The organism is Desulfosporosinus metallidurans (assembly GCF_001936615.1).
Taxonomy (GTDB): domain Bacteria; phylum Bacillota; class Desulfitobacteriia; order Desulfitobacteriales; family Desulfitobacteriaceae; genus Desulfosporosinus; species Desulfosporosinus metallidurans.
Genome location: NZ_MLBF01000003.1, coordinates 151425 through 178424, shown reverse-complemented (window position 1 = coordinate 178424; position 27000 = coordinate 151425). Strand labels below are relative to the sequence as shown.

General features: G+C 46.3%; 25 protein-coding genes. 24 read left to right on the top strand and 1 reads right to left on the bottom strand.

Annotated features, from left to right (window positions below; translation table 11 throughout):
• Nucleotides 1-4: 4 nt before the first annotated feature.
• From DSOL_RS03550 to mobB, 3 genes are all read left to right on the top strand, one after another.
• A complete protein-coding gene (locus tag DSOL_RS03550; protein WP_083642296.1) occupies nt 5-1942 on the top strand; it encodes a FapA family protein in 1938 nt (645 codons plus the stop codon).
• A gap of 149 nt (nt 1943-2091) precedes the next feature.
• A complete protein-coding gene (locus DSOL_RS03545; RefSeq protein ID WP_075363506.1) occupies nt 2092-3306 on the top strand; it encodes a molybdopterin molybdotransferase MoeA in 1215 nt (404 codons plus the stop codon).
• 1 nt (nt 3307) lies between these two features.
• Complete coding sequence (gene mobB, locus DSOL_RS03540; RefSeq protein ID WP_075363505.1) at nt 3308-3832, top strand: molybdopterin-guanine dinucleotide biosynthesis protein B; 525 nt, start codon at nt 3308-3310, stop codon at nt 3830-3832.
• Between the two features lie 36 nt (nt 3833-3868).
• On the opposite strand, the gene DSOL_RS03535 is transcribed toward mobB, so the two are convergent.
• Entirely contained in the window at nt 3869-4855 is a 987-nt protein-coding gene (locus DSOL_RS03535) for a Na/Pi cotransporter family protein (RefSeq protein ID WP_282433521.1), read from the bottom strand.
• A 151-nt stretch (nt 4856-5006) separates the two neighbouring features.
• On the opposite strand from DSOL_RS03535, the gene DSOL_RS03530 reads away from it, so the two are divergent.
• From DSOL_RS03530 to DSOL_RS03430, 21 genes are all read left to right on the top strand, one after another.
• Nucleotides 5007-5528: a GNAT family N-acetyltransferase gene (locus DSOL_RS03530; protein ID WP_075363504.1), complete on the top strand. Its 522-nt coding sequence runs from the start codon at nt 5007-5009 to the stop codon at nt 5526-5528.
• 260 nt (nt 5529-5788) lie between these two features.
• A complete protein-coding gene (locus DSOL_RS03525; RefSeq protein WP_075363503.1) occupies nt 5789-7282 on the top strand; it encodes a TldD/PmbA family protein in 1494 nt (497 codons plus the stop codon).
• Complete coding sequence (locus DSOL_RS03520) at nt 7279-8598, top strand: metallopeptidase TldD-related protein (RefSeq protein ID WP_075363502.1); 1320 nt, start codon at nt 7279-7281, stop codon at nt 8596-8598. Before DSOL_RS03525 ends, DSOL_RS03520 begins: the two co-directional genes overlap by 4 nt.
• Before the next feature lie 208 nt (nt 8599-8806).
• Nucleotides 8807-9568 carry a histidinol-phosphatase HisJ family protein gene (locus DSOL_RS03515; protein WP_075363501.1) on the top strand — a complete coding sequence of 254 codons (762 nt, stop codon included), beginning with the start codon at nt 8807-8809 and terminating at the stop codon, nt 9566-9568.
• 12 nt (nt 9569-9580) lie between these two features.
• On the top strand, nt 9581-10072 hold the full coding sequence (locus tag DSOL_RS03510) for a hypothetical protein (RefSeq protein ID WP_075363500.1): 492 nt from the start codon (nt 9581-9583) through the stop codon (nt 10070-10072).
• 75 nt (nt 10073-10147) lie between these two features.
• Entirely contained in the window at nt 10148-10843 is a 696-nt protein-coding gene (locus DSOL_RS03505; protein ID WP_075363499.1) for a hypothetical protein, read from the top strand.
• A 93-nt stretch (nt 10844-10936) separates the two neighbouring features.
• Entirely contained in the window at nt 10937-11296 is a 360-nt protein-coding gene (locus DSOL_RS03500) for a YlbF/YmcA family competence regulator (protein ID WP_075363498.1), read from the top strand.
• 166 nt (nt 11297-11462) lie between these two features.
• Nucleotides 11463-12635, top strand: coding sequence for an N-acetyl-alpha-D-glucosaminyl L-malate synthase BshA (gene bshA, locus DSOL_RS03495; protein ID WP_075363497.1), 1173 nt, complete (start codon nt 11463-11465; stop codon nt 12633-12635).
• An 88-nt stretch (nt 12636-12723) separates the two neighbouring features.
• Nucleotides 12724-13644, top strand: a complete 921-nt coding sequence (locus DSOL_RS03490) for an AAA family ATPase (RefSeq protein WP_075363496.1) — start codon at nt 12724-12726, stop codon at nt 13642-13644.
• Entirely contained in the window at nt 13622-14977 is a 1356-nt protein-coding gene (locus tag DSOL_RS03485) for a vWA domain-containing protein (RefSeq protein WP_083642288.1), read from the top strand. Before DSOL_RS03490 ends, DSOL_RS03485 begins: the two co-directional genes overlap by 23 nt.
• A 316-nt stretch (nt 14978-15293) precedes the next feature.
• Nucleotides 15294-15464, top strand: a complete 171-nt coding sequence (locus DSOL_RS03480) for a DUF362 domain-containing protein (protein WP_075363606.1) — start codon at nt 15294-15296, stop codon at nt 15462-15464.
• 223 nt (nt 15465-15687) lie between these two features.
• A complete protein-coding gene (locus DSOL_RS03475) occupies nt 15688-16116 on the top strand; it encodes a Fur family transcriptional regulator (protein WP_075363494.1) in 429 nt (142 codons plus the stop codon).
• 359 nt (nt 16117-16475) lie between these two features.
• Entirely contained in the window at nt 16476-18602 is a 2127-nt protein-coding gene (locus DSOL_RS03470) for a glycoside hydrolase family 2 protein (RefSeq protein WP_075363493.1), read from the top strand.
• 33 nt (nt 18603-18635) lie between these two features.
• Nucleotides 18636-19703: a methionine synthase gene (locus DSOL_RS03465; RefSeq protein ID WP_075363492.1), complete on the top strand. Its 1068-nt coding sequence runs from the start codon at nt 18636-18638 to the stop codon at nt 19701-19703.
• Nucleotides 19704-19842: 139 nt separating this feature from the next.
• A complete protein-coding gene (locus tag DSOL_RS03460; RefSeq protein WP_075363491.1) occupies nt 19843-20040 on the top strand; it encodes a DUF1858 domain-containing protein in 198 nt (65 codons plus the stop codon).
• Between the two features lie 404 nt (nt 20041-20444).
• On the top strand, nt 20445-20936 hold the full coding sequence (locus DSOL_RS03455; RefSeq protein WP_075363490.1) for a LysM peptidoglycan-binding domain-containing protein: 492 nt from the start codon (nt 20445-20447) through the stop codon (nt 20934-20936).
• A 334-nt stretch (nt 20937-21270) separates the two neighbouring features.
• Nucleotides 21271-22653, top strand: a complete 1383-nt coding sequence (gene lpdA / locus DSOL_RS03450) for a dihydrolipoyl dehydrogenase (protein WP_235838675.1) — start codon at nt 21271-21273, stop codon at nt 22651-22653.
• Between the two features lie 327 nt (nt 22654-22980).
• On the top strand, nt 22981-23412 hold the full coding sequence (mraZ, locus tag DSOL_RS03445) for a division/cell wall cluster transcriptional repressor MraZ (protein WP_170871429.1): 432 nt from the start codon (nt 22981-22983) through the stop codon (nt 23410-23412).
• Nucleotides 23413-23428: 16 nt separating this feature from the next.
• Nucleotides 23429-24361: a 16S rRNA (cytosine(1402)-N(4))-methyltransferase RsmH gene (gene rsmH / locus DSOL_RS03440; RefSeq protein ID WP_075363489.1), complete on the top strand. Its 933-nt coding sequence runs from the start codon at nt 23429-23431 to the stop codon at nt 24359-24361.
• A gap of 29 nt (nt 24362-24390) precedes the next feature.
• Nucleotides 24391-24873 (top strand): FtsB/FtsL family cell division protein, encoded by a 483-nt coding sequence (locus tag DSOL_RS03435; RefSeq protein ID WP_075363488.1) that lies wholly within the window; start codon nt 24391-24393, stop codon nt 24871-24873.
• 52 nt (nt 24874-24925) lie between these two features.
• The gene (locus DSOL_RS03430) at nt 24926-26980 is read left to right on the top strand and encodes a penicillin-binding transpeptidase domain-containing protein (protein ID WP_075363487.1); all 2055 of its coding nucleotides are present in this window, start codon (nt 24926-24928) and stop codon (nt 26978-26980) included.
• The last annotated feature ends 20 nt before the right edge of the window (nt 26981-27000 follow it).

The window sequence follows — 27000 nt, the reverse complement described above, 5'->3', positions numbered from 1 at the left end:
TTTTATGCCAGAAAAAGTAGTTCAGGGACATTCCTTGGAAGAAATTCGACAAGAGTGGGCGGTTAAGCTCAAGCTTTTACCGGAAGATATTACGTTCGAAATAATGGAAAAACCCGGCTTTTTTTATCGTCAGTGGAAAGTTCGGCTAATTTGGAATGAGCACAATTTGCAAGCCCCTGTTATAACCTCTAGCCAAGCTTTCTGGGATGGAACTAAATACGTTTTGGCCTTAGGAGAAGGGGTTAAACGGCTTATCCCTTTTGACCAAGTCGGCGAAATTTGGGTTAATGGTATGTTACAGCAAAAAGCGTTCGACGTCAGCTTAGGGGATCAGGTGAAATTCCACCCCAAGACCCAGACGGGTCATTTGACATGGGAACTACAAGTCTTGTTACAGGGGCTGTCTGTTGTGGCAAAGGTAAGACATGATTTAGCAGGACATTATACCCTTCCTCAAGACCTTCCTGCTGGGGAAGAAATTGATATAGCACAGTGTACTACCTGGGAGAGCCTACCGGTCCAAGAGGAGATTTGGGATGAGGCTAGGTTGAATGCGGACTTGGAGCAATTGAAGATTGTCCATGGATTACGCAAGGGGATTTGGTCGGAGATTTTGGCTGTAAAGGGCGTTGGTGAGGTTGTCATTGCGGAAGCAACTCTTCCGGTGCCGTGCCAACATGCTCAACTGAAAGATTTTGTTGGAGCTCCTCAAGTGCTTTATGAAGCAGCAGAAAAAAGCGTGGACTTCTTTGCCTCAAAAGTCCCACTGGTTAAGGAGGGGGCTGTCCTCGCTCGTAAAATTCCTGGTAAACCAGGGGTTCCTGGGAAAGACGTGCTAGGTAAGGTTCTTCCCGCTGCTACGTTTAAGGATTTTCAATTCTGCTTAAAGAAGAATGTTTGTCTTTCAGCCGATGAACTCGAAGTGATGGCTGCGTGTGATGGACAGCCTGTGCGTTTGGATGAGAGGACGTACATGGTTGAGAACGTTTATGTTCTTCATAAGGACGTTGATCTGGCTACGGGAAGCATCGAGTTTCCGGGTGATGTTTTTATTGATGGTAATGTGCAAGATGGGCTTCGTATCTTTGCTGGGGGAAAGATTGAAATTAGGGGATCTGTTTCTCATGCAGAGATTAGGGCAGAAAAAGGGGCCAAGATTCATCAGAATCTTATAGGTGGTAAGATCGTTATTGGGGAGAATTTTGTAGTTCGATCCCAACTCCTCCGCAATGTGTCCGAGTTACGGGATCAACTGAGCGTATGTTTGCGTCAGACGGTTGAGTTGATTGAATCCGCAGGAGCGAGTAATATAAAACCGGGACAATATTTAAAACTGGTCATGGAAAAACGATTTCCCGAACTTCCTAAACTCGCTAGCCAAGTGGAGAATTTTGTTTTAGATCATAAAGATGACGAAATGGTCACGGAGGGCATCATTGTATCAATTCGAACTGCAAAACGCTTTTTAGCAGGTTTAGGACCGTTAGATCTTCAATCCCTACCCTTTTTGCAACGTGTCGAGCAGGCTCTTATGAAATTTATTGAAACTATTTCGGTTGAGATTCCAGAAAAACTAAGCTTTGCGGTTAGTTATGTACAGGGGGCATCCATTCAATGCGGCGGAACATTTGAGTGTCAGAAAGGGACATATAACTCTGATATTCGGGTAGAAGGAGACGTTAAGATCGAGGGTGTATGCCGGGGAGGAAAGATCTTTGCTGGAGGACAGGTCCATATCCGTGAACTTGGGGGTTCAGAGGTCAGTTCAACCTTTGTCCAAATGAGTTCCAACAGCCGTTTGGAGGTAGATTATTGCCATCCCCATGTCATTATTGCCGTGGGAAAGGAGATTATTCGTTTAGAAGAAGCCTATCGACAATTAGTAATCTATCGGAAGAAGGGCCAGGTTCAAGTCGAAAAGATTCGGGCAAATCCCCTATGATAAAACTACAGAGAAACCTGCCAGTTCGGCAGGTTTTTTGACAACGACAACGATTATAGCTACACTAACAGGAAAGATGGATTCCTTAAGGAGAGACCGTTATTTGTAAGATAACTTAGTGTGGAAGGAATAGAGATGGGTATGAGCGTATGAAAGTAATGATTGAATTAGAAGAGGCAAAGGAGTTAGTCCTTACCCGCATACAACCGGTCGAAACAGAGAGCGTTTCACTTTCTGACGCGTATGGTCGCGTATTAGCACAGAATGTGACATCTCCAATGGCCATGCCTCCGTTTGCGCGTTCGCCCCTTGATGGGTATGCCTATCGTGCTGCGGCGTTTGATTCTCAACCGCTCTTGCTTAACATTGTGAGTGAAATACCCGCGGGAACATTCTCGGAACGCGAAATTGTCATCGGAGAAGCGGCTAAAATATTTACAGGCGCACCCATTCCGCCCGGCGCTAACTGTGTGGTTCGGCTGGAAGACACTGAGTCTGTCGGGGATGAAGTGACGATTTTGCGTCCTGTGTTATCCGGTTCTAATATCATACCAAAGGGTGAGGAAATCAAAGAGGGGGACCTTCTTCTTGAGCAGGGTTTCTATTTAACCCCTCCTGCGATTGGGCTCTTAGCAGCAGTTGGTCTAGATCAAGTGAACGTCTACCGCCGTCCTCGGGTGGGATTACTCTCTACTGGAACTGAACTGATGGATGTGGGGCAACCTTTGCACCCTTCTAAGATTTATAACAGTAATAGTTATACACTGCGAGGAATGCTCCAGGAAGCGGGTTGCGAGGTTCTGGTGATTCCTATTGTCGCGGATCAAATTGATAAGACGCTGATGGCTTTGCGCAGAGTTGCGGACGCCGATGTCGTTATTTCGACGGGTGGAGCATCTGTGGGAGATTATGATGTCATGCGTCATGCGCTTACCCAGTTTGAGTGTGAAATGTTGTTCTGGAAATTAAACCTCAAACCGGGGACTCCGGCTTCAGTGGGGCAAAAAGGAAAGCAGTTCTTTTTCTCTCTTTCAGGAAATCCTGCGGCGGCTATGGTTACGTTTGAACTCTTGGTTCGACCGGCACTCCGTAAATTAGCGGGACGCTCCACAATCGAAGACGAGAGATTTTTGGTTAAAATGGCCCAAGGTTTTGGCAAGACAGGGAAACAACGACGCTTTTTGCGCGCTCAGGCGGTGTTCAAAGATGGGGAAATTTGGGCAGATCCTGCACTGGCTCAAGGATCGGGAATTCTTCGCTCTATGATCGGTAGCCATCTTCTGGTGGATGTACCAGCGAACCATGGGTCGGTAGAACCTGGAGAGCTCCTGATGGCAAGTTGGATTGCAGACTGGGAGCATTAAGATGAATGAAAACGATGAACGGTCCCAAATTCCCGTCATTTCAATTGTGGGTGGTAAGTCGAATTCTGGAAAGACCACGCTCTTAGAGAAAATTATTCGAGAAGCCAAACACCGCAACTGGAGGGTGGCGACTCTCAAACATGATGTCCATGGCTTCGAGATGGATCAACCGGGCAAAGACACGTGGCGCCATACCCAAGCGGGTGCGGATGTTGTTGCCATTAGCTCACCCCAAAAGATTGCCATCTTAGAGAAGGTGGCTGATGATCAGCCACTTGATGAGGTTCTCGCCCGAATTCGGGATGTCGATGTTATTTTCACCGAAGGATATAAGCATGGGAACAAACCAAAGATTGAGGTGTTTCGCTCGGCTGTACATCAGGGACTTTTCTCCAAGCCGGAGGAACTCATGGCTATTGCGAGTGATGTCTCGTTTGATAACGGAATTCCCTGCTTTGGGTTGGATGATGCCTCAGGAATTTGTGATTTAATTGAAGAAACGTTTGGGGTAAAGGGAAAAGCCTAAGAATGGGCTGTGGGAGTGCTTTTTAGAGAGTGTCTTTTATGGAAGGATTTTCTTAAGGAACCGTGTTGCCCAAGGTAAAAGCGGAAAGGCCAATAGGGAGGATAAGACATTAAAGAGGGTATGGGCGTTAGCGACCTGTCTCGATAGACTTCCCCCCATGATTGTGAGTCCAGAAGCCAGTGGTCCGACAAAGGGTAAGAAGAGTAGGACTCCAAAGACATTCAGTAAAACATGGAACAGAGCTACACGCTGTGCAGCCCGTGAAGATGCTAGAGCTGCCAATACGGCGGTGAAACAAGTGCCAATGTTAGCACCAAAGATGAAGGCGAGCGCAGTTGGGAGAGTTAACCATCCGTCTTCGGTGAGCAGCATGACAATGCCCGTTGTGGCGCTGGAAGAATGAAGTAGGGCCGATAGCACTGTCCCAGCGATGACCCCTTGGAGATGGTTGTCTCCCAGTTGTCTTAGAAAATGTTGGATTGCTGGAAGATCAGCGAGCGGGGCCATACCTGCTTTCAGTAAACTTAGTGCAAAAAATAGCATGCCAAGACTGAAGAGAGACAGCGAGAGAAATCTCCCTCGATTTGGTATAAGGAGATATCCAAGGGAGCCGAGAAGCATAAGGTAAGGGGTTATCTGCTCCAGGGGAAAAGCGAGAAGTTGGGTAGTCAACGTGGTTCCGATATTACTCCCTAAGATGAGGGCAAGAGCATTTCCAAAGGGGAGTAGATCGGCATCTACGAAAGACACGGCCATTACGGTTAGGGCGGTACTCGATTGGAGCAGGGCGGTTGATATTGACCCACTCCAAAATCCTCGCCATGGTGTCTCGGTCATCCTAAGGAGTATTTGTTGGAGACGATGACCGGCAAACGACTGAAGTCCTTGGCGCAGTGTTCGCATCCCCCAAAGAAGGAGGCCGAGGCCGAAGACTAGGCTGAATAAATACAGTGGGTTCACCTTCTTTCTGGAGGAAGTCGTGCAAGTTGGGGACGGTTCTCGGACTTGCATTATCTCGATCATTGACGCAATTCCCTCTTCAGTATTAATGTTGAATACATAGTGCCTTAGATATGAAAAAAGAACACTGTTGATTTAGTGCTCTGAAAAATATTATTTGCGGTTAAAAGCGACATGACTGGTGCTGGCATAAGTTAGCCTAAGAGGTGATTTTATGCAAGTACGTCAAGGGGATGTTCGTGATTGGCCTTTTATGTATGCCCTTGGGAAGATTGGTATTCCAGATAGTATTTCGCCGTGGCGTAAACAGCCAATGGAAGAAACCCTTAAATACAGAGAGGGTATTCTTAAAGGGTTTTGGACTTGGATTCAGCAGTCTGGATCCGTTGTCTTTATCGCGGAGGCACCAGTCGAGGGGGAAAATTCTAGTTCAGTAAAGGGAAAAAGTCAACCGATTGGGTATTTGGTTCTTCATCCATCATTAAGGGAAGAGTTAACAGGTGTAAATCAAGGATGGATTATGGATTTCGGAGTGGTCCCAGTGTGGAGGGGTAAAGGGGTTGGTCGAATGTTGCTTAGTGCAGTAGAAGACTATTGTCGAGAGCAAGAAATTCCATATCTTGGCCTAGCTGTGAGCAGTCATAATCTTAGAGCACTCCATCTTTATGAGAAGTTTGGATTTGCCGAGGAACGAAAGCTGATGGTCAAACAGCTTGAAATAACACACCTAAACTAAAAAAGCTTGCGACGATTTATTCGTCGCAAGTGAAGTAAAGAGAGGAGTGGGGAATGTAAAAAAGTAATGACTATTAAACTATTTAAATTGTGTCCCGTGGCTTTCCTATTTATACAAGCCTCGGGATATTTTTTTCTAATATCCTTCGGCCAAGGCTTGAGATAATACAGGCAAGGATTTGAGATCTCAACGACGTGTTAGGTTTATTCTCCTCGTGGTATAATAGCCATATTGCATTGTCGAGTACAAGGAGGGTTATTGTGGAACAGAAGGAAATTCAGGCGTTAGTCCGCCTTGTGTTGGCGGAGGCCCAGGATTTTGAGGGTTATATCGTCGTAAGGGCTCAGTCCCGTAGGGAGTGGGGTATGCGTTTAAGTAACGGAAAATTTGAACGGGTGTCAACAGGCGGGGATAGTGGTCTGGGCGTTCAGGCTTTTACGAAGGACGGGACTTCGGGATTTGCCACATCTGACGTTATAGAGGAAGGGGTCGGGCGTAGACTGGTTGAAAAGGCTATACGGTTAGCTCGTAGGAATGAAGGGATTGGGACGAAACAGAATCGTCGGATTTGGGAGGCCCCACTGCTGCAAGAGGAGGGGGTAAGTCCTGCCCAAAAGGTTTTCGGAGAAATTCCCTTGGTGGAAATTGAGGAGATGGTAATGACCTTGCACTCCAGTCTACGTGGTGTTTATCCAGAGGGAGTCTGGCAAACGAGTTATCGTCAAGTTGAAGAGGTGTGGTGTATTGGACGCACAGATGGGACACTGGTGTCGTATGTTGTTCCCAGAGCGGTATTGATGCATCAAGGTACGGTGCGGGATCAGGGTAAGGCTCAGAGCACTTTGATTCATCGCAGTGGGATGGACGCCACCGTGCTTTTTGAAGAGTTAGCGGATCATGCCTTAGAGAGAAAAGCGGTGGACCGGGCAGAATTTGCTAAAGCTGTCTGTGATGCGCCCCAGTTGCCGAGCGGTCATTACCCTCTCATCATCGATTATGGGCTAGCGAAGGGGCTGGCGCACGAGGCCTTTGGGCATGCCGTAGAGTCGGATCATATGAATGAGTCCGTACTGGGTGAAGAAGGAAAACTGCGTAAAGGCCTGCGAGTGGCTAGGCAGGGTGTCAATATTATTGATGGTCCCCTCGTCGGTGACTGGGCATATCAACCTTATTCAGCCAATGGACTTCTCAGAGAAACTGTAACTATTGTGCGGGATGGGATATTGGAAGCGGGTTTGGGGGATATTTTCTCGGCGGGTGAAGCAGGAATGCCTGTGACTGGAGCCGGGCGGGCGGAGAATTATGGAAATATTCCCTTGCCTCGAATGAGCAATATTCGCTTACTTGTTGACCGCATGCTTCCTCTATCTCCAGCGGAGCATCTGATGGATGAAGTGAAAACTGTGCGTGAAACCCTCTTAAAACACGGCGAGCTACGTGAGGGGGAGAAAAATCTGCTTCTTTTGGGGTATCGTGGTGGTCAAGTTAATCCTAAAACAGGAGATTTTGTCTTTCAATGTGACGGAATTATCGATGCATCTGATCCGAATTTGCCAATTTATCAGCCTTCAATTTTTAGTGGGAAAATTCTCTCCGCTTTAGAAGCGATTCGTGGGGGACTCGGTGAGGGGTGTTACGATGCCATAGGAACTTGCGGAAAAGGTGGACAATCTGTTCCGTCAAGCGGTGGAAGCCATCGTTACCTGTTAATGGACGCCGATCAACAAGTCAGTTTGGGAGGAGAACGCGGATGAAACTTGTCGCACAATTAGAGGATCTTCTCTACCAGTCTCAGCATGCCCCCAAAAAAGAAGAACTGCGGTTATCTGCCTGGCGAATTCTGGTTCATGAATCAGAGGCGGTGTCTCTTGGTATAAAGGATAATTCGCCGGGGGGTGTCTATACTCCACCAAGTTATCGTCAGGGCGAAAGCGGCGAGGTATTTCTAGTTTGGGCAGATGGAAAATGCAGTCAGTCTATGGTTCAGTTGGCAAGCACCAACGATTTGGGGTATTGGCAGCGTGAATTAGAACAGTGGAGGCATGCTTCCTATGAAGACCCCGATGGGGCGCATATTCCTCTTCCAGAATCATTGCCACTTGTAGCCGTTGAGGATCGGATAATACAAAAAATTATCGAAGGGGATGATAAGGTTTTATTTGATCAAGTCAAGCGTTGGTTGACAGATAAACCCTCAAAAGCTAAGATGACGGGAAGCATCCAAGCGGCATGGGGCTACAAGCATGTTAGAACTTCGACAGGACTAGCCGTTACATACCAACAATCTCAATTTGTATCGTGGTTTTCGTTAGATAGTTTGATTGGAAGCGGGTTTGCCAAACGGAGGCTTATTCGGCCGGAAGAAGAGTTGGGTTTATGGTCCCTTACCATGGAGCGGTATGAGGAATTGAAGAAAGAAGCTTCGCCGGTGGGCCCCCATACTCAAGTGATCTTTTCCCCTTCGATGACGGAGGAAATGTTAGGCCAGTTTATTTTACCGAATTTTTCTGGAAGTCGGGTGATCGAAGGGCAGGGTGCCTTTTCCAAGGAGAGTTTTCTTGAGCACACTAGGGTATTTCACCCGCAATTCTCCTTGACTATTGACCCACTTCGTCCCTTAGAATTGGGGTCGTATCTGGTTACGTCTGAGGGAGTACCTGCGGACCGCACCATGTTGGTGCGCGACGGACAACTTCAGACTCCTTTTCTGCGGGTTAAAGATGCGGTGCGCTGGGGAGCCAAACCTACAGCTCTTTCGCAAGGGACGGCGGGACTTTACCTCAAGCATCAGGCTGAGGTGCCCTGGCTGGATGCTTTACAGGGTGTGGATGATGGGGTTCTCATTTTATCTGTGCTAGGATTACATACACAAGATGCGGTCTCAGGGTCGTACTCTCTCAGTGCACCCCACAGTTTGCGTATAGTGAAGGGCCAAATCGTAGGACGAACGGATGTAAAATTAACGGGCAATTTCTTTGCTGATTTGGCTGCACCGACCACGAAAACGGCATTGTCTGACCTTGATACACATCCTTATCTGCTCATCGAAACGGGTGTACAAACTCTTTGATTTGACCCGCCGAGTGGTGAACGCTAGCACAAAAAGACGGTTCTACACGAGCGCATCCTCATATTAACAGCAGTGTACTCGTTTTAGCTAAAGCTGAACATCGAGACTTCAGTGGGGTTGTGCGAACAGGTGCGCCTCAGGACACAAATTCATAAGGTGTAAACGGGGAACCTGTCCCCTTGTTTCAGTAGGGAGGAATTAATTAGAGATGTTAGATTTGCATGTTCATCTTCTCGGGCATAACGATCGGGAAGCAAACCGGGAAAACATTCGAGCTTTTTTGGATGAAGCATCTAAGCGGAAATTAAAAGAAATTGGGTTCGCTGATCATGACTATTATTGGGATCAAATGAACTTTCCTTTGATCCGGGAAGTTGCAGAAGACTATCCTCATCTAGCCGTACGAATCGGTTTAGAGGCGGAATATCGTCCGAATGAAGAAGGAAGAATCAGACACTTACTTGAACAGTTTCCGTTCGATTTCGTCATTGGTTCAATTCACGAGATTGACGGATGGATTTTTGATATTCCAGAAGAGGAATATATGCATCGGAAGAAAGAAGCAGATGAGTTGTACAGCGGGTATTTTGACGTGGTGACGCGGGCCGCGAGAAGTGGTTTATTTACGACAATCGGACATTTTGATCTTATCAAAGTTTTTGGGGTTCGGCCAAGCACAGACATCTTAGTCCTTGCTGATGAGGCTTTGACTAGTGTTGCTGAGCATGGCTTAGTTTTGGAAGTAAACACAAATGGTAGGTATAAGCCGGTTCAAGAATTTTATCCGGAGCAACGATTGATGGAGGAAATTCAGCGGCGGGGGATTAATTTTACATTCGGTTCAGATGCCCATTGTGCAGCGGTTGTTGGTAGGGATATTGATGAAGCACGTCAGTTGTTGCGTCAGATCGGGGTCCGTTCGGTCGTCGGATTTGCAAGCCTAGACAAAGTAAGCTATCCATTGGATTAGGGGGGACGTGCTTTGTCAGATTTGCTCGACGAAAAATGGCTCATTGAAGAAAGTGCTGCTCTGGCGTTAGTAGAAACATTAAATCTCCAACAGGGGACGAACTATGAAATCTTAAAGCATGCGGATCGACCAGATATTGTGATTGAAAACAAGCTGGATGGTACACTCCTGGGTGTTGAGGTAACGCACCTTTTTTACGATTCAGAGGAAGCACGTTTGGTTTTCGGACGGTCTCGTGAACAGGGTCATCCCCCGGAATACATTGAGGAATATATTCGACGTCTGAATGCTTTGTTGCAACAAAAGAGCGAGAAAGCTAAAGGATATAATCACGAGTATCCCCTTGCCCTCTTAATTAGAGTAGTTTCGCCTGTTTTCCATATGTACGATTTTAAGGCTTATGCATCAAGAATTGTTGTGCCTCCTTCTGATTTTCAGATTATCTGGTTGTTGTTTTATGACTTTAGGAAGCGGCGTTGGACTCTGTTAGAACAGTTGCGCTGAGACTTGGGATAGACTTTACACTCCGGTGAAACACTAATTAAAAAGTGTGAGTCGGTTTGTGAAGGAGATATGCTCATGCCTTGGATTGAAATCGAACTTTCTCCTCGTGCAGAATGGAATGAAGATGGCCTTGAGGATTGGGCATTAGCCTTGGGAGCCTTTTTAACGGAAAAAGGGACTGGGTTAAATCCAAAGATCCGCATGTTGCCGGGGTATCATGTGCTTCAATTGGGGGAAGCGGGAATTGGAGAACTCACGTTATGCAGCTCTGAGCGGCTTGTTCTTTTGGACGGATTAGCGTTAAAGGGTAATGTTGAATGTGATTTTGCTCGTTTTGTGGTACGTTTCGCCTGTCAAATGGGGGCTGTTGGAGTTTGCGTCACCAGTGCTAGTTCTTCCGACAGAAACTTCTGGCGGAAGCTAGGCGGGATTATGAAGCCGGATCCTGTTCTATTAGAAGGGTCCATTCAGCAAGAGAAAGTTGCCATAAAACAGCTTGCGAAATTTAGTTTGCTGGTGACGTATGAGTGTAAGCCGGTACTTTGCTTAGAACCGATTGCATGTAATGCCCATGCTCCAGGGCCGATAAGCCTAGCGCAACGTCGATTGGAAAAAATATATGGCGGAAGTCCCCTGGGATTTGCCAGTCGCCTAGCTGTTCATTGCCCTTGGACTGTTAGTCGAGAGCAATGGAATGATTTGCTGTGTTTTAGTCGGTTACAGGCTTTTGATCTGTTGGAAAGGATGGTTAATCCCTTGCAGCCCATCTAAGTTTGGAGTGCGGTGATTTGTCTGACGACGTAAAATTTTATATAATGAAACAATAATTAGAGATAGGTTAGGGACAGAGGAGAGATAAAGGATATGGTTGCTAATGACTTGGCCCATGAATTGGCACGTACATTAAAGGAATCAGACGAATTCAAACAGTTTAATAAGTCCAAAGAAAAAGTAATGAGTGATACTAATAATCACAAGATGGTCCGCGAGTTTCAACTGAAACAATGGGAGATTCGCGAGGCACAAATGATGGAACATGAGATTAGCGAAGAAAAGCAGCAAGAGCTTGAACGATTATATAGTTTAGTAAGTATAAACCCAACGGCAAGGGAATATCTGGAGGCCGAATTTGAAGTTTCACGCATCGTCAATGATATTCAAAAAATTATTGGGGAGGCAATTCAAGACGCAATGCCGATTGGATTTGAGGAGCTTTCTCTCTGAACGTTAGCCTTTGGCTGGCACTCTTAGAAGAAGGTGAAACGTGTGCAGAATTGGAGTTATGATGTCATGGTCTTTGGGGCCCATCCGGACGATGCAGAAATTGGTGCTGGTGGCCAGTTGGCATCCACGATCTTTGGAATATCTAGATTAAAGAGGGTGCGAATAGATGAAAATCGGAATGGTTTGTTACCCGAGCTATGGGGGGAGCGGGGTTGTCGCAACCGAGCTAGGGTATGCATTGGGCGAGAGAGGGCATGAAGTGCATTTTATTTCCTCGTCTCGACCCTTTCGCTTACATCGATTTCATGAGCAACTATTTTTTCATGAGGTAACGGATGTAAGTTATCCATTGTTTAAAACAGCGCCCTATACATTGTTACTTGCCAATAAAATCGTCGAAGTAGCGAATTATGTCGGGTTGGATGTCATACATGCCCATTATGCAATTCCCCACAGTATTAGTGCGTATTTGGCCAAACAAATGATGACTAGGACGCTTCCATTGGTGACGACGCTGCATGGGACAGATGTCACTTTGGTGGGTGCGCATGAAGAGTTTTTTCAGTTAACTCGTTTGGCACTGCGGGTTAGTGATCGTATTACAGCTGTTTCCCATGCGTTGGCAAGAGAAACTGTAGAGACCTTTGGGACCGTGGATCAAGGGATTGAAGTTATCCCAAATTTCATTGATCCTAAAGTTTACTTTCCAACGGAAGGATTGTTGCGACGATGCAGGAAATATTTTGCTCCTCAGGGAGAAAAACTATTGGCTCATATTTCTAATTTCCGGGAAGTAAAAAGGGTTGTGGATGTTGTCAATATCTTTGCTCGGGTGGAGAAAGTCGTGTCCTGTAGGCTTTTATTGGTCGGAGATGGGCCGGAGATGAACCGGGTTGAACGGGAGGTGTTACGGCTCGGCCTGGAGGGAAAAGTTCAGTTTCTGGGAAAACAGGAGAGCGTTCAAGAGATTTTACAGATGGTAGATGTCTTTATTCTTCCTTCGGAACAGGAAAGCTTTGGCCTAGTGGCTCTTGAGGCGATGGCTTGTGGGGTTCCAGTGGTTGCCAGCCGGGTTGGAGGACTACCTGAAGTGGTTCAACACGGAAAGACAGGGTATTTGGCGGACGTCGGGGATGTCGAAGGAATGAGTGAGGCAGTGTTGAAATTATTGACCAATGACCTGCGGTACAAGGCCTTTTCTGAACAAGCTGTGAAATGGGCACGAGAAACATTCCCAGTTGAGCGCGCGGTGATAGGGTATGAATCTGTCTACCAAGAAGTATGCGAACACAGAAGTCTGAGGTCAGAGGCCGGAGGCCGGAGACCAGAAGGTGAATAAGATACAAGACACCTCGTGTGCCGTTCTTTTAGTTGCACGTATTTCTAGGAAAGTTTCTTTCTGACAGGTAAAATGGAGGAGGAGTTAGATGGCTAACCGGATGACGCTAGATCAGTTTGAACATGATTTAGAAGTAAGCGGCTATATTACGGAGCGGGATGATCGGATCGCGCTAACTGCATATTTAGCAACTGAGTTAGGCAAACCACTTTTGGTCTCTGGACCAGCAGGGGTGGGCAAGACGGAAATTGCCAAGGTGTTAAGTCAAAGTTTTGGCGCCCCTCTGATCCGCTTGCAGTGTTATGAAGGGCTAGATGAGACGAAAGCACTCTACGAATGGAACTATCAACGTCAACTTTTGAAGATTCAAATGGGACGGGAGCATCTGCAGGAGGAAGACCTTTTTTCTACAGACTATTTGCTACCCCGTCCTTTGTTACAGGCCCTGATGAGTGCAGAACGGACAGTGTTGTTAATTGACGAAATCGATAAGACGGATGCGGAATTTGAGGCTTTTCTTTTTGAATTTTTAGGGGAGTTTCAAGTGACTATTCCCGAGATGGGGGCGATCAAGGCCAAAGAGCGCCCGATTGTAGTTTTAACGTCCAATGGCGAACGGGAGCTTTCGGATGGGTTAAAGAGACGATGTGTTTTCCTTCATGTGGAGCCGCCTTCTGTCAATAAAGAAGTCCGCATTCTTCGAGCCAAAATTCCAGATTTGCCGGAACGATTAGCGTTAGAAGTGGCACGAGCGGTTAACGTGCTTAGGGAACGTCTCGCTTTGAACAAAATTCCTTCCGTATCAGAGACGATGGACTGGGCCAAGGCGTTGCTCGTGATGGGGAAGACTGGCTTAGATCCGGCTTGGGTCGAGGCGACATTGACTTTGCTGTTAAAGAGTCAGGATGATGTAGAACTTTTCTATCGGGAGATGGGGGCAGAACGTTTGCTTTTTGAGTCAAGCAAAGTGGGACAGGGAGAAAGGCATGTCCATGGAAAACAACAATGAAACGAGAGTAAGTGAATTAGATCGACACATCATAGAATTTGTTCAATTGTTGAGGACGGTCGGCCTTAAAGTCAGCCCTTCCGAAATTTCTGATGCGATGGAAGGAATTTCTCTGATTGGTTTGGTGGACAGAGATAGGGTTGAGGGTGTTCTGCAGGCGACATTAGTTAAAGACATTCAACACGTATCTGCGTTCAAAGAAGCCTTTCGAGCATATTTTGCGACACTAGAACAAAAAGAGGCGTGGCAGAAGGAGGTAGCCCAGAAAGCGACCCAATGGAATGAACAGATGGAACGTACACGCCAGGATCTGCGCTTTCAGGAAAACGAGTTGGATATTACTGAAGAACAGCGAGCTGTTTATGCCAGTCTCCCGGAGGAGGACAAACAACGGTTACGCGATTTTTTGGAAAAGTCGTCCAATGGGACTAGAAGCGGAGTTCCTGTGGATCGTTCTTATCAACCTATGGTTGAACGAGTTCTCCGTGGGTCTCTAGAGTATTGGCGTAAGAAGTTAAACGAAGATGATCCGATTCTATCTCCCGGGTCCACTGATGGTGTTTTCTCTGAAGTGGAACGCGCACTTCGCGAGAGGGAAGTTGAGGTCTTAGGTCGGGATTTAAAGAAGATTTCTCATGAAGAATGGCCGGAGGTCATACGCTTGATTCGTCGCCTCAGTCAACGACTTGCAAGTCAAGTGACGCGGCGCTACCGAGCTGATCGCAGGCGGGGTGGCTTGGATATGCGCTCGACATTACGAAGAAATTTACGCTATGGTGGGGTGCTCGTGGAGCGAAGCTATCGTAGCCGCCGCAAAGGACGTCCTAAAGTTATCTTGCTTTGCGATATTTCAGGGTCTATGCTCAAATACACGGAGTTTATCTGGCAATTTGTCTATGGACTTTCTGCCGTTGTCAGCGGGATTAAAACCTTTGCCTTTGGGGAAACTCTTATTCCGTTAAACGGGAAGTTTAAGAAAGGGCAAACCTTCGAAGCAATGGTTAAAGAAGCCCTCCTAGTGACGGGAAAAGAATGGGGGGGAGGGACTAATTTAGCGAATGCCTTGGAGGGCATGCAAAAGAAGTTTCCCGATACTCTTTCCAAACAAACTCTTTTGCTCATCGTCAGTGATGCTCAGACTCTGGAAGGAGAAAAGGCTGCAGCCTTATTGAGTGAAATCCATCGCCATGTCCGCCAGGTGCTCTGGTTGAATACACTTCCTGAGCGCCGTTGGCAGGAGACCCCCTATGTTAAAGCATTTCTTCCATCTTGCCAAATGTATGAATGCTACACTCTGGGTCACTTAACTCAGATTTTGAGCAAGCAATTCTAAAATAGATTGTGTTTATTTTCCGGCCCAAGTGAGCATACTATAAGTGTAAATTATTTGTACAGAAACACACAAAGTATGGGGGGAAGCTAATGCTAGAAAAATGTCGTGCTTGTGGTTTTGAACATGAAGATTTAGACCACATTATTTTTCGACGAAACCATGTGAGTAATCGCGTTTTGCCTTATTGCTCACATTGTCTGCGTCGACTTTATCAAGTTCCATATCGACCAGAACGGGATTTCTAATGATTTGCTTGCCTTTTCTCTGTAGCTTTGGTATATTGATTCCGAAGTTTGGAGAAAAGGGGATGTTTTACATGGCATATGTTATTAACTCGGAATGCATTAGTTGTGGTGCCTGCGAAGGGGAATGCACAGTTTCTGCAATTAGCGAAGGGGACGATCGATACGTTATCGATGCAGAACTTTGTATCGATTGCGGTTCATGCGCTAGTGTTTGCCCAGTTGAAGCACCAAATCCAGCGTAATCAATTAACTTGATATGCTCGTAAAAAAGGAGAGTTTAAACTCTCCTTTTTTAGTACCAATCCAACGGCTGGTCAGTACCACAGATGAATGAAGATAGTTGTTATAACGTCAAAAAAGAGGAAAATAATCATCTTTCGTTTTTCAGTGTTGACTAATTTCGTATTTTAATTTAAAATCTAATTAACAATTAGTTTAAATACAGACGATGAAAGGGATGCGGACATGGATGCAATTGGAATTCTTAAACAATTAAAGGATAAAGGCGTTCGTTTTACACCGCAGAGGCAGGCAATCTTGGAATTCCTGCTGGAAACTGAGTCTCATCCCACGGCAGATGAAATTTATCACCATGTAAAGGCAAAATTTCCTGGAGTGAGTCTGGGGACGATTTATAATACTCTTAAGATGCTAAAAGAGCATGGGCATCTTCTGGAGTTGTCATATGGAGATATGTCTAGCCGTTTCGATGGAAACCCTCAGAACCACTATCATATTGTATGTTCAAAGTGTGGTAAAGTGGCCGATTTCCATCGCCCACTCCTTGATTTAGATCAAGAAGTGACGGAAAAATCGGGGTTCTTAATAATGGGGCATCGCATGGAATTTTACGGAATTTGCCCAGAGTGCCAAAATGATGAACCCTTGAATTAGAAAGTAATTTTAGGTAACGCCCATTGGGTAACTTGGTTCTAGGCGCCAGTTCCCAGTGGGTTTTTTTATACCAAACAGAAAGTATAAATTTCGGGTGGCATAAGTGCAACTAAGGCGACCGCCTTCGCTAAGGCTGCAAGAAGACTAACTCGTGCGAAGACAGTGTCTGCAAGAAGGGCTAATCCGTGCGAAGACAGTGTCTTCGTGGGCGCTAGCCAAGTTTTCTATATGAACTGCAAGGATTTTCAAATTCTATCACGAATATATCTATAAAGTTTTAATTTGAAAAACAGCAATTTTCATGATCCATTTTTGTCCAAAGGGACATGGAAGTCTGATAAATAAAGAGGGGCCGTCTTATGTTCAATCGTCGGTTAATGATCATTATTGCATTATTTATAGTAACAATAGGAGCACTTTGGTGGTACTGGCAGACCCCTTCAGGAGAGTCTCTTCAAGCTGGACAGAGCGTGATCAGCACGACACGGTTCACCAAGAATTTGAATGGAAGCTGGGATCAGTTCTCTTCACTGCGCCAGGCTTGGACAACGGAATCTGAACGCGCTCAAGGGAAAAATGATCAATCCTTTTTAACAAGAGGGCGGTCGTTGAGCCTCCCTTCAAGTGAGAGATTTACAGTGGTTGCTAAACGGATACGGGTCCCGGGAGAATGGAGTTCTAGGACCATGCTGCTTACATTTAATGGAGTGTTAGGGCATGCGAATGTTTACTTGAATGGGATCGGAAGCAGTCAGAAAGTCGGTGAATTCGAAGGAAGCGGTGGTACAGACGGACTAGAGATTCCAGCCAAGGCGTTTCGCTATGGAGAGGATAACATTTTGGTGGTTGAACTGGCTGGGAGTGCAGGACAACGTGCCATGTTTTTGGGGTCCGCTTGGCCGACATCGGGGTATATTACGGGTGAAATTCGATTAGAAGCGGTGGTGGAAACGACATTAGCTCTACCACAAGTGAATGTTGCTTGGAATGAGACGACTGCGCAGGTAACGGTCAAGACAAATTTGATGCATCACGGTTTTTCGCAGGAGGGACCATGGACAGTCTATGGTATGCTCTCTGATGGTTCATCTGGGGTAGCTGAACAAACCCTTACGGTACAAGCTCAGGAAGATTCAGATCGTCAACCTGTGACGTTGACCTTTTCTGTTCCAGATGCTCGGCGTTGGACAATGCAAACCCCTTTTCTCTATCAGCTTAACTTAACGGTGACAAATAGTAAGGGGGACCTTGATGAGTTAGCACTGCCCTTGGGTCTCCGATCAATCGCTCTAACAGCTGGGAAGTGGGTCTTGAATGATCAAGTGATCCCAATCCATGGGGAGGCTTTAACCCCGCAAGAGGAATATCGGCTCCGACATGATGGACAGTTGGAATCTTGGTTACAATCGAAACGGAAAAAGGGGATAAACCTAATCTATTTTATTGGACAAATCCCTGATGAACTCTGGTTACAAGCTGCAGATCGAGTGGGTATGGGTTTATGGGCTGAATTACCCGTTGAGTTGATCCCTTCCAGCCGACTTCCTCAACCGGAAGCTTTTCAAAAAATTGTCGGCGAGAAAATGCTACACCCCTCGTTGTGGGCTTGGACTGTGGGCAAGGGGTTAGATACGGACCCCTTGGCCCAAACATATTTCCAGCAGTCTAAAAAAGAGGTTCAACCCGATTTGGCTTTTGCCCTTAGTACATCTCCTGCGGTTCTCACGGGACTCTCACCAGAGCAGTCACTTTATATTCAGGGAAACAAGATTCAAGGAGCATGGGGGCAAGTGACAGTCGAGAACCCTTTACCCTCAAAGGTTAGTTGGCTCAAGGAACCGATGGTTGCCAGGACGTGGGCTTCGCTCATGATTTTCCTGTTTTGGATGAATATTCGGTCGGTAACCTGGCGTTACAAAGAAATTTGTGCCAGAAAACCAAAACGCCAAGTACGTAGGGCATGGTTCTGGGATGGGTTGTTCGTATTGGCCCGCGAAGGAATGCTGGCTGGGTTGATTACTTCCGGAATCTTCCGCATCCCAATCCATTTTAGCCCCTGGTTCTCGTATCTATGGCCCGGGATTGAATTGATACAGGCGCAGTCCCCCTGGTTAATCTGGATGATGTTGGGTGTTCTGTTCATGCTTATTCGGTTGCTTCAGGTTGGTGTGGTAGCTCCACATATGCCGGATGCCCCAGATGCGGTCGGACTTGTTTATTGGTTGGAAAGGCGCTATCTCTTTGCTGTAATTATTGCAATTGGGTGGGCTTTGTTGCCCTGGGGGGTTCCGATCTATATTCCAATTCTCGGTTATATAGTTCTTGTGAGTTTGTTTCTGCCCATTCGCATTCGTGATATCCGGCGCGTTGGAGGGCATTACCTCCCATTCTTCTGGGTGCCCGGTATATTGGCTGGTATGCTATTGGTTTGGGTTTCTTTTCACTTTGCAGATTGGTTCTATTTGTGGCATATGTTAAGGCCTTAAAAGTTTATTTTATTAATAGGAAGAGGTTAAGTTATGCAAAACGAAGGTTTTAAACCTCATTTTCTCGCTACAGGGGTTGGTAGTGTACCTCAAACGAACGGTGAAGATGCTTTGGAGTTAATTTGGAAAAGTGTTCCGCTTGCCCCACATTGGCCTCAACTTCCAGGACTCGGAGCAGAAAGCTCGTTTGTGGGGCAATATCTCAACGCCCTGATTGAGACGGGAGCTATTGCCGATCTTGCAAATCCAAAGTTTCAAATCGAGGCGACGGATTGGGTAGAGCGGATGACGACGTTTTATACGCTCTATTTAGAAGCCATTGAGGGGGATGAACAAGCACTGGAACGTTTCGGGTTCAGCGCTCAGGGCGGAGAAGGGTTTGAGGCGTTCTGTCGTGACCTTGAACGTCATGGAACAAGGGATGCTGTGCTACTAAAGGGACAGGTCAGTGGTTCGTTGACACTGGGAATGCAAATCACGGATAAAAGCAGACGGTCATGCTATTATGATGATACCCTCAGAGATATGCTGGTTAAAACTCTTGCGGTGCATGCTGAGTGGCAGACTAAACGACTCCGGAAATTTGGGTTACCTGTGTTGATGACGATCGACGATCCAGGGCTTTATGCTTTTGGGGCATCAACTCATGTTACATTAAATAGAGAGCAACTAATCGCAGAGCTGAATACGATTATCGATGGGATTATCCGCCAGGGTGGAATTCCGGGGGTGCATGTTTGCGCGGGGATGGATTGGACACTTCTTTTTGACTCTAATATTCAGGTTGTGAATTTTGATGCGTACGATTACATGCAGAGTATGGTGGTTTTAGCAGAGCCATTAAATAGATTTTTAGCACGAGATGGAATCCTTTCTTGGGGGATTGTTCCCACGAATCCTGTAGCGTGGGAAGAAACCGCTCAAAGCCTTAAACTTCGTTTGGAAGGAAACGTAGCAGAACTCGTTAAACGTGGTGTCGACGAATCGCTTCTTCGCCAACAGAGTATGATAACACCGAGCTGTGGGACAGGAACACTTAAGGCTGAACTAGCAGACCATGTCTATAAACTATTGTTTCAACTTGCTTCTGAATATCGTTAAACGGGAATTCCATTCGCAAGAAGTAATAATAGGATGTCATGATTGTCCGAGATGTTTGGATAATACCTTGCTACTTTAATAAGTATGTTTTATAATAAAACCGAGTAGTTTACTGAGGAATCCTAAGGGGGAGTATGATATGTTAACTAAAGAGATGACAGTGGGCCAAGTGTTAAAATTATATCCGCAAACTGTTCAAGTTTTTCTAGAGCTCGGAATGCATTGTTTAGGATGCCCTTCTTCCACAATGGAAAGTATTGAAGGCGCTGCCTTAACCCATGGGCGGAATGTAGATGAACTGGTTGCACAATTGAACAAGGCAATAGCAGTAGTTTAATTCACAGTTGTTCACTATAATTCAGATATAAGCTGGCCAAGAAGGTCAGCTTTTTTTCTTTTAAAGAAAACTTGGCTAGCGCCCACGAAGACACTGTCTTCGCACGGATTAGCCCTTCTTGCAGACACTGTCTTCGCACGAGTTAGTCTTCTTGCAGCCTTGGCGAAGGCGGTCGCTTCTCGCCATCCTTGGCTTCAGCGACACTCGGCCATCCATGGCCAGCGGTTGCCTTAGTTGCACCTATGCCACCTGAAATTTACACTCTTTAATTTGGTATAAAAAATAAGTTATAAATTTTTAAGGTACAAACACACTACCTTTTAATTACCATATATTGTTAATAGATAAAGGGAAGAAAGCAAACTTCAAAATCACTTAATGCAATTTAAAGGAGGAAAATTATTATGGAATTACGTTCCGTTGCTTATAATCCAACCCAGGCCCCTGGAATGCAGGGAATGTCTGATATGTCAGGTATGCAAGGGATGATGCCGGGAATGCAGGGGATGATGCCAGGGATGCCAGGAATGCCAGGAATGCAAGGAGCTCCGATGGCTTGTGGGCCTGGAATGTATCCGCCAAGTGGATTAGTCAACCTTGATGTCGACGCGGATCCCGGTTTTGTTTCGCTTGATCTCGGTGGACCGATGGCTTGCTCGCCGTGTGGTGAACCTATGATGCAACAACATCTCTACCATTGCCCAATGCCAGCCCCTAAACCAGCACATGAAGTTTATGCGGTGAAAAAAGGGGATACGGTTTACAAAATTGCAAAACGCTATGGGACGACAATGCAGGCTATTATTCTTGGAAATAACTTGCGTAACCCCAATCTTATCTATCCAGGACAAATCTTATTTATTCCCGGAGTATCCACTGAAGAGTATTATGGCTAAAATGTAACCCTTATGTTTTGTGTAATATCTATAGTATAATCACTTAAAAGGACCTAAATCCTGAGCAGACACTCAGGGCTTAGGTCTTCTTTGTGCTGAAGGCTATGAGAAATTTCGCAGTATGCATTATGCAAAATGGATATACTAGAGGGATATCATTTCGAGTTTTCAATCGACGTTACATATAAAACTGTACGGAAACTAAAATTGAATGGAACAAACTTAAATACAAACAGGAACCACGATTTGGAAAGTGTAAGGAATGGATAAGTTAAGCAGGAAAAGGTTAACGATAGTCGAAATAATGGAGAGGGTATGGAAGGAGAGAGGTAGAGTGAATTATCAGGTCGGAATTCTTGGCGGGGGGCCTGGAGGATACGTTTGCGCATTAAGGGCTGCTCAACTGGGTTTATCAGTCGTAATTATTGAGGGTGAACGGCTGGGTGGTACTTGTCTCAACAGGGGGTGTATCCCTACCAAAGCGTTAGTGAAAAGCGCCGATTTATGGCGTGAAATGGGGCGTGCTGAGGAATTTGGTTTGTTTGTGGGCGAAAAACGTGTGGATTATGCTGCTGTGATCGCCCGAAAGGATCAAGTTGTTAAGGGACTCGTTGGTGGAGTTGAGAAATTGATGAAAGCGGCGAATGTGCGCGTAATCAAAGGCTGGGGAGAATTTAAAGAAGCTGGGCAGATTTCAGTGACCATGGAAAACGGTGTAGAACATATCCAAGTTGAGAATGTAGTGCTGGCAACAGGGTCTACGCCCGCACGTATTCCGATACCTGGCGCAGGCTTTCCAGGAGTTGTGACTAGTGATGAACTTCTCGAAGAACTAGAACTGCCAAAACGACTGGTCGTCATCGGGGGAGGGGTTATCGGTTTGGAATTTGCTTCAATATATGAAGCGTTTGGTGTTCAGGTTAGCGTGGTAGAGATGCTGCCAACCTTGTTACCTACTCTCGATGAGGAAATTCCTAAGCGGTTAACTCCTTTGTTAAAACGCAGTGGGATGGAGATTTCGACAAAGACTGCCGTTAAAGAGATCCGACAAACGGGGGAAAGTCTCATTGTCCAAGTTGAAGATGCTAAAGGGGTACGAGAAATTCCAGCTGACCGTGTTCTTCTTTCCACCGGCCGAAGGCCTAATTTACAGGGGGTCGATATTGATAAGCTGGGCTTAGAAACAGAAAAAGGGGCCATTAAGGTGAATGTGCAAATGCAGACTAATCTTCCCCACGTTTATGCGATAGGAGATGTAGTCGGGGGGATCATGTTGGCTCATGTGGCCTCTGCGGAAGGGATCGTTGCGGCTGAACATATCGCAGGCTGTTCAGTGGCCATGAGCTACAAGGCTATACCGAGTGCCATCTTTACGTATCCAGAGATTGCGACCGTGGGGTATGCGGAACAGGAACTCAAGGCTTTGGGGAAGGTTTATCGTATAAGCAAATTCCCGTTTTCGGCCAATGGTAAGGCTTTAGCCTTAGGAGAGAGCATTGGTTTAGTTAAGATCTTGGCAGACCAAGAGGGCGTTATCGTAGGAGCGAGTATCATGGGTCCACAAGCCAGTAGTTTGATATCAGAATTAGTGATCGCAGTGGAAAAGGGACTCAAGGCCGAGGAGGTTGCGCGGACGATACATGCGCATCCGACATTGCCAGAGACTATCATGGAAGCAGCGCATGGCATTGACGCTAAACCGTTGCATTTAGCGTGATCCTGTAATCCTGAAAGAAAGAAGATTGGAAAAAGACAAAGGGGACCGAAGACATAGAAGACAGAGGGCGGTTTTGGTGTCTCAGAAGTGAGATGTTAAAACCGTCCTCTGTCTTTTTCTTCTCCTGGTCTTCCCGTTCCACTCGCCCCTCGTTTTCCCGACTCGGTTTGTCCGACTTATGGGCATAAGAGTAGGACCTTCTACCTATTTTTGTATTTTATTTTGAAATTGACTATTTTTTAGCAGGATAATCTCGCTGAATGGAGAACTAGTGGGGTAATGTGGGGCGAAGTGGGGCGAGATGCCACAACGGTGGGGTGAACTACAATGTTCATGGGAGAATACATTCATACAATTGATGGCAAGGGTAGGCTGATTATTCCTGCCAAATTCCGAGAGGCCTTGGGAAAACAATTTATTGTGACCAAAGGCTTAGATCACTGTTTGTTTGTATACCCTCTCGGGGAATGGAACTCTTTGGAACAGAAACTACGCGCTTTGCCGTTCACCCAACCTGAAGTTCGTTCATTTGTCCGTTTCTTTTTTTCTGGGGCAACCGAATGCGAATTGGACAAGCAGGGCAGGATTCTATTGCCGGCTAATTTGCGGGACTATGCGCAGTTAGAGAAGGATCTGGTACTGGTTGGAGTGTCAAGTCGGGTTGAGATTTGGAGCGAGACACTTTGGACAGAATACAGTCAGCAAGCAGAAAGCGCTTATGCTAGTGCTGCTGAATCCTTGGTTCAGCTCGGAATATAGAAAGGAACGGATTCACTTGGATTTTCAACATATCACTGTTTTACTAGAGGAGACTGTCGATGCGGTCGTTACAAACCCGACTGGTATCTATGTGGATTGTACCCTTGGCGGGGCTGGGCATAGCCAAAGGATCTTGAAAAAACTCGAAGCCTCAGGTAAATTGATTGGTTTTGATCAAGATAGTCAAGCAATTCGTCATGCGGAAGAGATCTTTGGTCTGGATGATCGAATAACCTTAGTTAATCGCAATTTCGAATTTCTGGAGGAAACGTTACAAGAGTTGAAGTTACTACCTGTGAATGGTATTTTGTTTGATTTAGGGGTCTCATCCCCTCAATTAGATGAAGCCGAACGCGGTTTTAGTTATATGCAGGATGCTCCCTTGGACATGCGCATGGATCCTTCCGGCTCATTGAATGCTCGAGAAATTGTGAACACATGGCGCGAAGAGGAATTGGCCCAGATGATCTGGAACTATGGGGAAGAAAAATGGTCCAAACGGATTGCGCAATTCATTGTGCGAACACGCAATGAGCGGCCGCTGGAAACAACAGGTGAACTGGTTGAGGTGATTAAAGCGGCGTTGCCAGCAGCGGTCCGACGCAGTGGACCTCATCCTGCTAAACGTACTTTTCAGGCCATTCGGATTGCGGTGAACGATGAATTAGGGGTTTTGGATCGAGTGCTGGATCAAGCATGGCGTTGTTTGGATCAGGGGGGGCGAATCGGTGTGATTACCTTCCACTCGTTGGAAGATCGTATTGTGAAAGACAGAATGAAGTCCTGGCTTGGTCGGTGTACATGCCCTTCGGAATTACCGATATGTCGTTGTGGGGCCAAGGCTATGGCCAAGATACTAACGCGAAAACCTACTCTCCCGTCTGAAGTGGAAGTTGAGCAGAATCCGCGTTCCAGAAGTGCAAAATTGCGGGTTGCCGAGAAAATTTAACGTCTAAATGAAAAGGAGGAGGAATACCCTTGGTAGTGGCGCAGGAAAAGATTGATTGGCAGGAATCATTAACGCAGAACCCCGTTGCAAGAATCCCACGGCCCACAAGGAAAGGGAAACAATTTGCCAAAGGGAAAAGCATCTTAGCATTGGCTCTTATTGTCGGAATGACGGGTGCAATTGGGGTAGAAACGATTCAATTGACAGTTGTCAAGGGTGCACAAGTTCGCTCCTTGGAGAAGGATATTGCCGAGATTAAGGCGCAAAATGATCTTCTTCAAATGGAGGCAGATAAACTTCGTGCCGTGAGTCGAATTGAGAGTGTAGCACTATCGATGGGCATGGAAAAACCTGCGGGAATCGTGTATGTGGCAGGTGCTGTGCCTGCAGTCAAGAATCAAAAGGGGGCTCCGTCAACCCAAGTTGCCATGCAAACCAACGAGGCTAAACCCACAGCACTTCATCAATTTTCACAGTTATTTACAAGTTTTTTTGCATCCACACAACGTTAAGAGAATGGCGCTTTGGGTACGCGGAGACCCCAGAAAGTGGGGGTGAGGACTTGTGAGTCCTTTTGTTGTCATGCGTAAACGAATCGCTTTTCTTTTTTTGTGTGTTAGTGTTTTTTTAGTCGTCCTGATTGTTCGACTGGGTTTTGTGCAACTGAGTCAAGGGGCTGATTTGCGCAAAAAGGCGGATGATTCCCACTTTCGGGGTGTCCCGGTTGCACCTAAACGTGGAAATATCGAGGATCGGCAAGGGAACGTCTTGGCCATGAGCGTTAGTAGTGAAACAGTGTATGCCATTCCAGCAGAAGTTAGGCAGTCTGGCAGAGCCAAAGAGATGGCCTTGACTTTATCCCCGCTTTTAGGAAAAACTGCAGCGGAGATTGAAGCGCATATTACGAAACGTACGGCCTTGGAATATGTTCAAAAGCGGGTTAAACCGGAAGTGGCAGCGCAGGTGCGGGCGTTAGCGCTACCTGGAATAGGAACTACGGAGGACAGCCAACGGTATTATCCATTGGGCACACTTGCGTCTCATATCATCGGTTTTGCGGGGATTGACAATCAAGGTCTGGAAGGAATAGAGTTAACCAGAGAAACTGCCTTAAAAGGAATTCCGGGTAGTATCCTTCAAGAATTTGGAGCCAATGGGATTCCTCTGCCGCAGGCCGAGCATCAGTACTTAGCGCCGAAACAAGGAAATACTGTGCGCTTAACCATCGACAAGAATATCCAGTCTTTCGCGGAACGTGAATTGCAAAAGCTGATGTCTGGACAGGGTATAAACATGAATGGTCAGGCACCTAAGAATGCTTCGATTTTGGTGATGGATCCTAGTACGGGAGAAATGCTTGCCTTAGCTTCGGCCCCGAGCTTTGATCCGAATCAATATCAGCAAGCGGATCAAAGCACCAGGCGAAATATTGCGATTCAGAATGGGTATGAACCAGGGTCAACGTTTAAGATTATTACCTTGGCAGCTGCTCTTGAGGAAAAGAAGATTAAGCCGACAGAGCACTTTTTTGATAAAGGGGCTTATACTGTTTTGGGGAAAAATGTGCGTTGCTGGAAGGCTGGAGGACATGGCGATCAAACGTTTGTTCAAGTGGCTGAGAATTCCTGCAACCCCGGTTTTATTGAAATGGGGCAGCGTCTCGGTATGGACGCTTTCTATAAATATCTTCGGGATTTTGGTTTTGGGCAGAAGACGGGGATAGAGATGTCCGGCGAAGCACTAGGTATTTTGGCGAATAAGAAGAAGGCAACGGCGCTAGATTTGGCGACGATGTCCATCGGGCAAACGAATAACGTCACCCCTATTCAACTCTTAACGGCGGTTTCAGCAGTGGCCAATGGCGGAACATTAATGAAACCACAATTGGTTAAAGAAATTGTCGGTCCTAGTGGGCGAGTTGTTACTCCTTTCAAAAAGGAAGAAATTCGACGTGTCATTAGTGAGGATACTTCAAAGTTAGAACGGGAAATCCTTGAATCTGTTGTGACGAATGGCACCGGGCGACGGTCTTTTCTTCCCGGATATCGTGTGGCAGGAAAAACAGGGACTGCGCAAAAAGTAGCAAATGGAGGGTATATTCAAGGGGAATATGTTGCTTCATTTGTGGCTTTTGCCCCTGCGGATAAACCTCGGTTAGCCATATTGGCTGTGATCGACGGTGTTCCGTTTTATGGAGGGGTTGTCGCAGCCCCTGTGGTTCAGACTGTCATGCTTGATTCCCTAAGATACCTTGGTGTAAAACCGGATACCCAGGCACCGCTGACGCCTGGCAAACCTATGCCCGGCCTTGAATTTCCGCCGATTAAGAAGGCGGCTACTGTTCCTTCTGTCTTAGGTTTACCTTTAGCTGAGGCAGAAAAGGCTTTGACGGGGGCCGGATTTAAGGCCATGACGGAAGGTCAGGGTGAAATGGTTCTCGATCAAATCCCGCATGGGGATGCACAAGTGGAGGCTGGATCGAATGTTCTTATCTATTTAGGAAAGGATGCATCCACCCCGACGCTCGCTCATTGGTGGGAGGATGAGGATGAAGATATTGAAGCGATTAACAATTTCAGGGGGCGTGTACCAATCTCAGCCAGTCCACTTGGACATTGATGGATTTCTCAAGGTCTGCT

Coding starts and splice junctions, on each gene's coding strand:
- DSOL_RS03550 (WP_083642296.1), top strand. CDS start 5: ATGCCAGAAAAAGTAGTTCAGGGACATTCCTTGGAAGAAATTCGACAA.
- DSOL_RS03545 (WP_075363506.1), top strand. CDS start 2,092: ATGAAAGTAATGATTGAATTAGAAGAGGCAAAGGAGTTAGTCCTTACC.
- mobB (WP_075363505.1), top strand. CDS start 3,308: ATGAATGAAAACGATGAACGGTCCCAAATTCCCGTCATTTCAATTGTG.
- DSOL_RS03535 (WP_282433521.1), bottom strand. CDS start 4,855: ATGATCGAGATAATGCAAGTCCGAGAACCGTCCCCAACTTGCACGACT.
- DSOL_RS03530 (WP_075363504.1), top strand. CDS start 5,007: ATGCAAGTACGTCAAGGGGATGTTCGTGATTGGCCTTTTATGTATGCC.
- DSOL_RS03520 (WP_075363502.1), top strand. CDS start 7,279: ATGAAACTTGTCGCACAATTAGAGGATCTTCTCTACCAGTCTCAGCAT.
- DSOL_RS03515 (WP_075363501.1), top strand. CDS start 8,807: ATGTTAGATTTGCATGTTCATCTTCTCGGGCATAACGATCGGGAAGCA.
- DSOL_RS03505 (WP_075363499.1), top strand. CDS start 10,148: ATGCCTTGGATTGAAATCGAACTTTCTCCTCGTGCAGAATGGAATGAA.
- DSOL_RS03500 (WP_075363498.1), top strand. CDS start 10,937: ATGGTTGCTAATGACTTGGCCCATGAATTGGCACGTACATTAAAGGAA.
- bshA (WP_075363497.1), top strand. CDS start 11,463: ATGAAAATCGGAATGGTTTGTTACCCGAGCTATGGGGGGAGCGGGGTT.
- DSOL_RS03490 (WP_075363496.1), top strand. CDS start 12,724: ATGGCTAACCGGATGACGCTAGATCAGTTTGAACATGATTTAGAAGTA.
- DSOL_RS03485 (WP_083642288.1), top strand. CDS start 13,622: ATGTCCATGGAAAACAACAATGAAACGAGAGTAAGTGAATTAGATCGA.
- DSOL_RS03480 (WP_075363606.1), top strand. CDS start 15,294: ATGGCATATGTTATTAACTCGGAATGCATTAGTTGTGGTGCCTGCGAA.
- DSOL_RS03475 (WP_075363494.1), top strand. CDS start 15,688: ATGGATGCAATTGGAATTCTTAAACAATTAAAGGATAAAGGCGTTCGT.
- DSOL_RS03470 (WP_075363493.1), top strand. CDS start 16,476: ATGTTCAATCGTCGGTTAATGATCATTATTGCATTATTTATAGTAACA.
- DSOL_RS03465 (WP_075363492.1), top strand. CDS start 18,636: ATGCAAAACGAAGGTTTTAAACCTCATTTTCTCGCTACAGGGGTTGGT.
- DSOL_RS03460 (WP_075363491.1), top strand. CDS start 19,843: ATGTTAACTAAAGAGATGACAGTGGGCCAAGTGTTAAAATTATATCCG.
- DSOL_RS03455 (WP_075363490.1), top strand. CDS start 20,445: ATGGAATTACGTTCCGTTGCTTATAATCCAACCCAGGCCCCTGGAATG.
- mraZ (WP_170871429.1), top strand. CDS start 22,981: ATGTTCATGGGAGAATACATTCATACAATTGATGGCAAGGGTAGGCTG.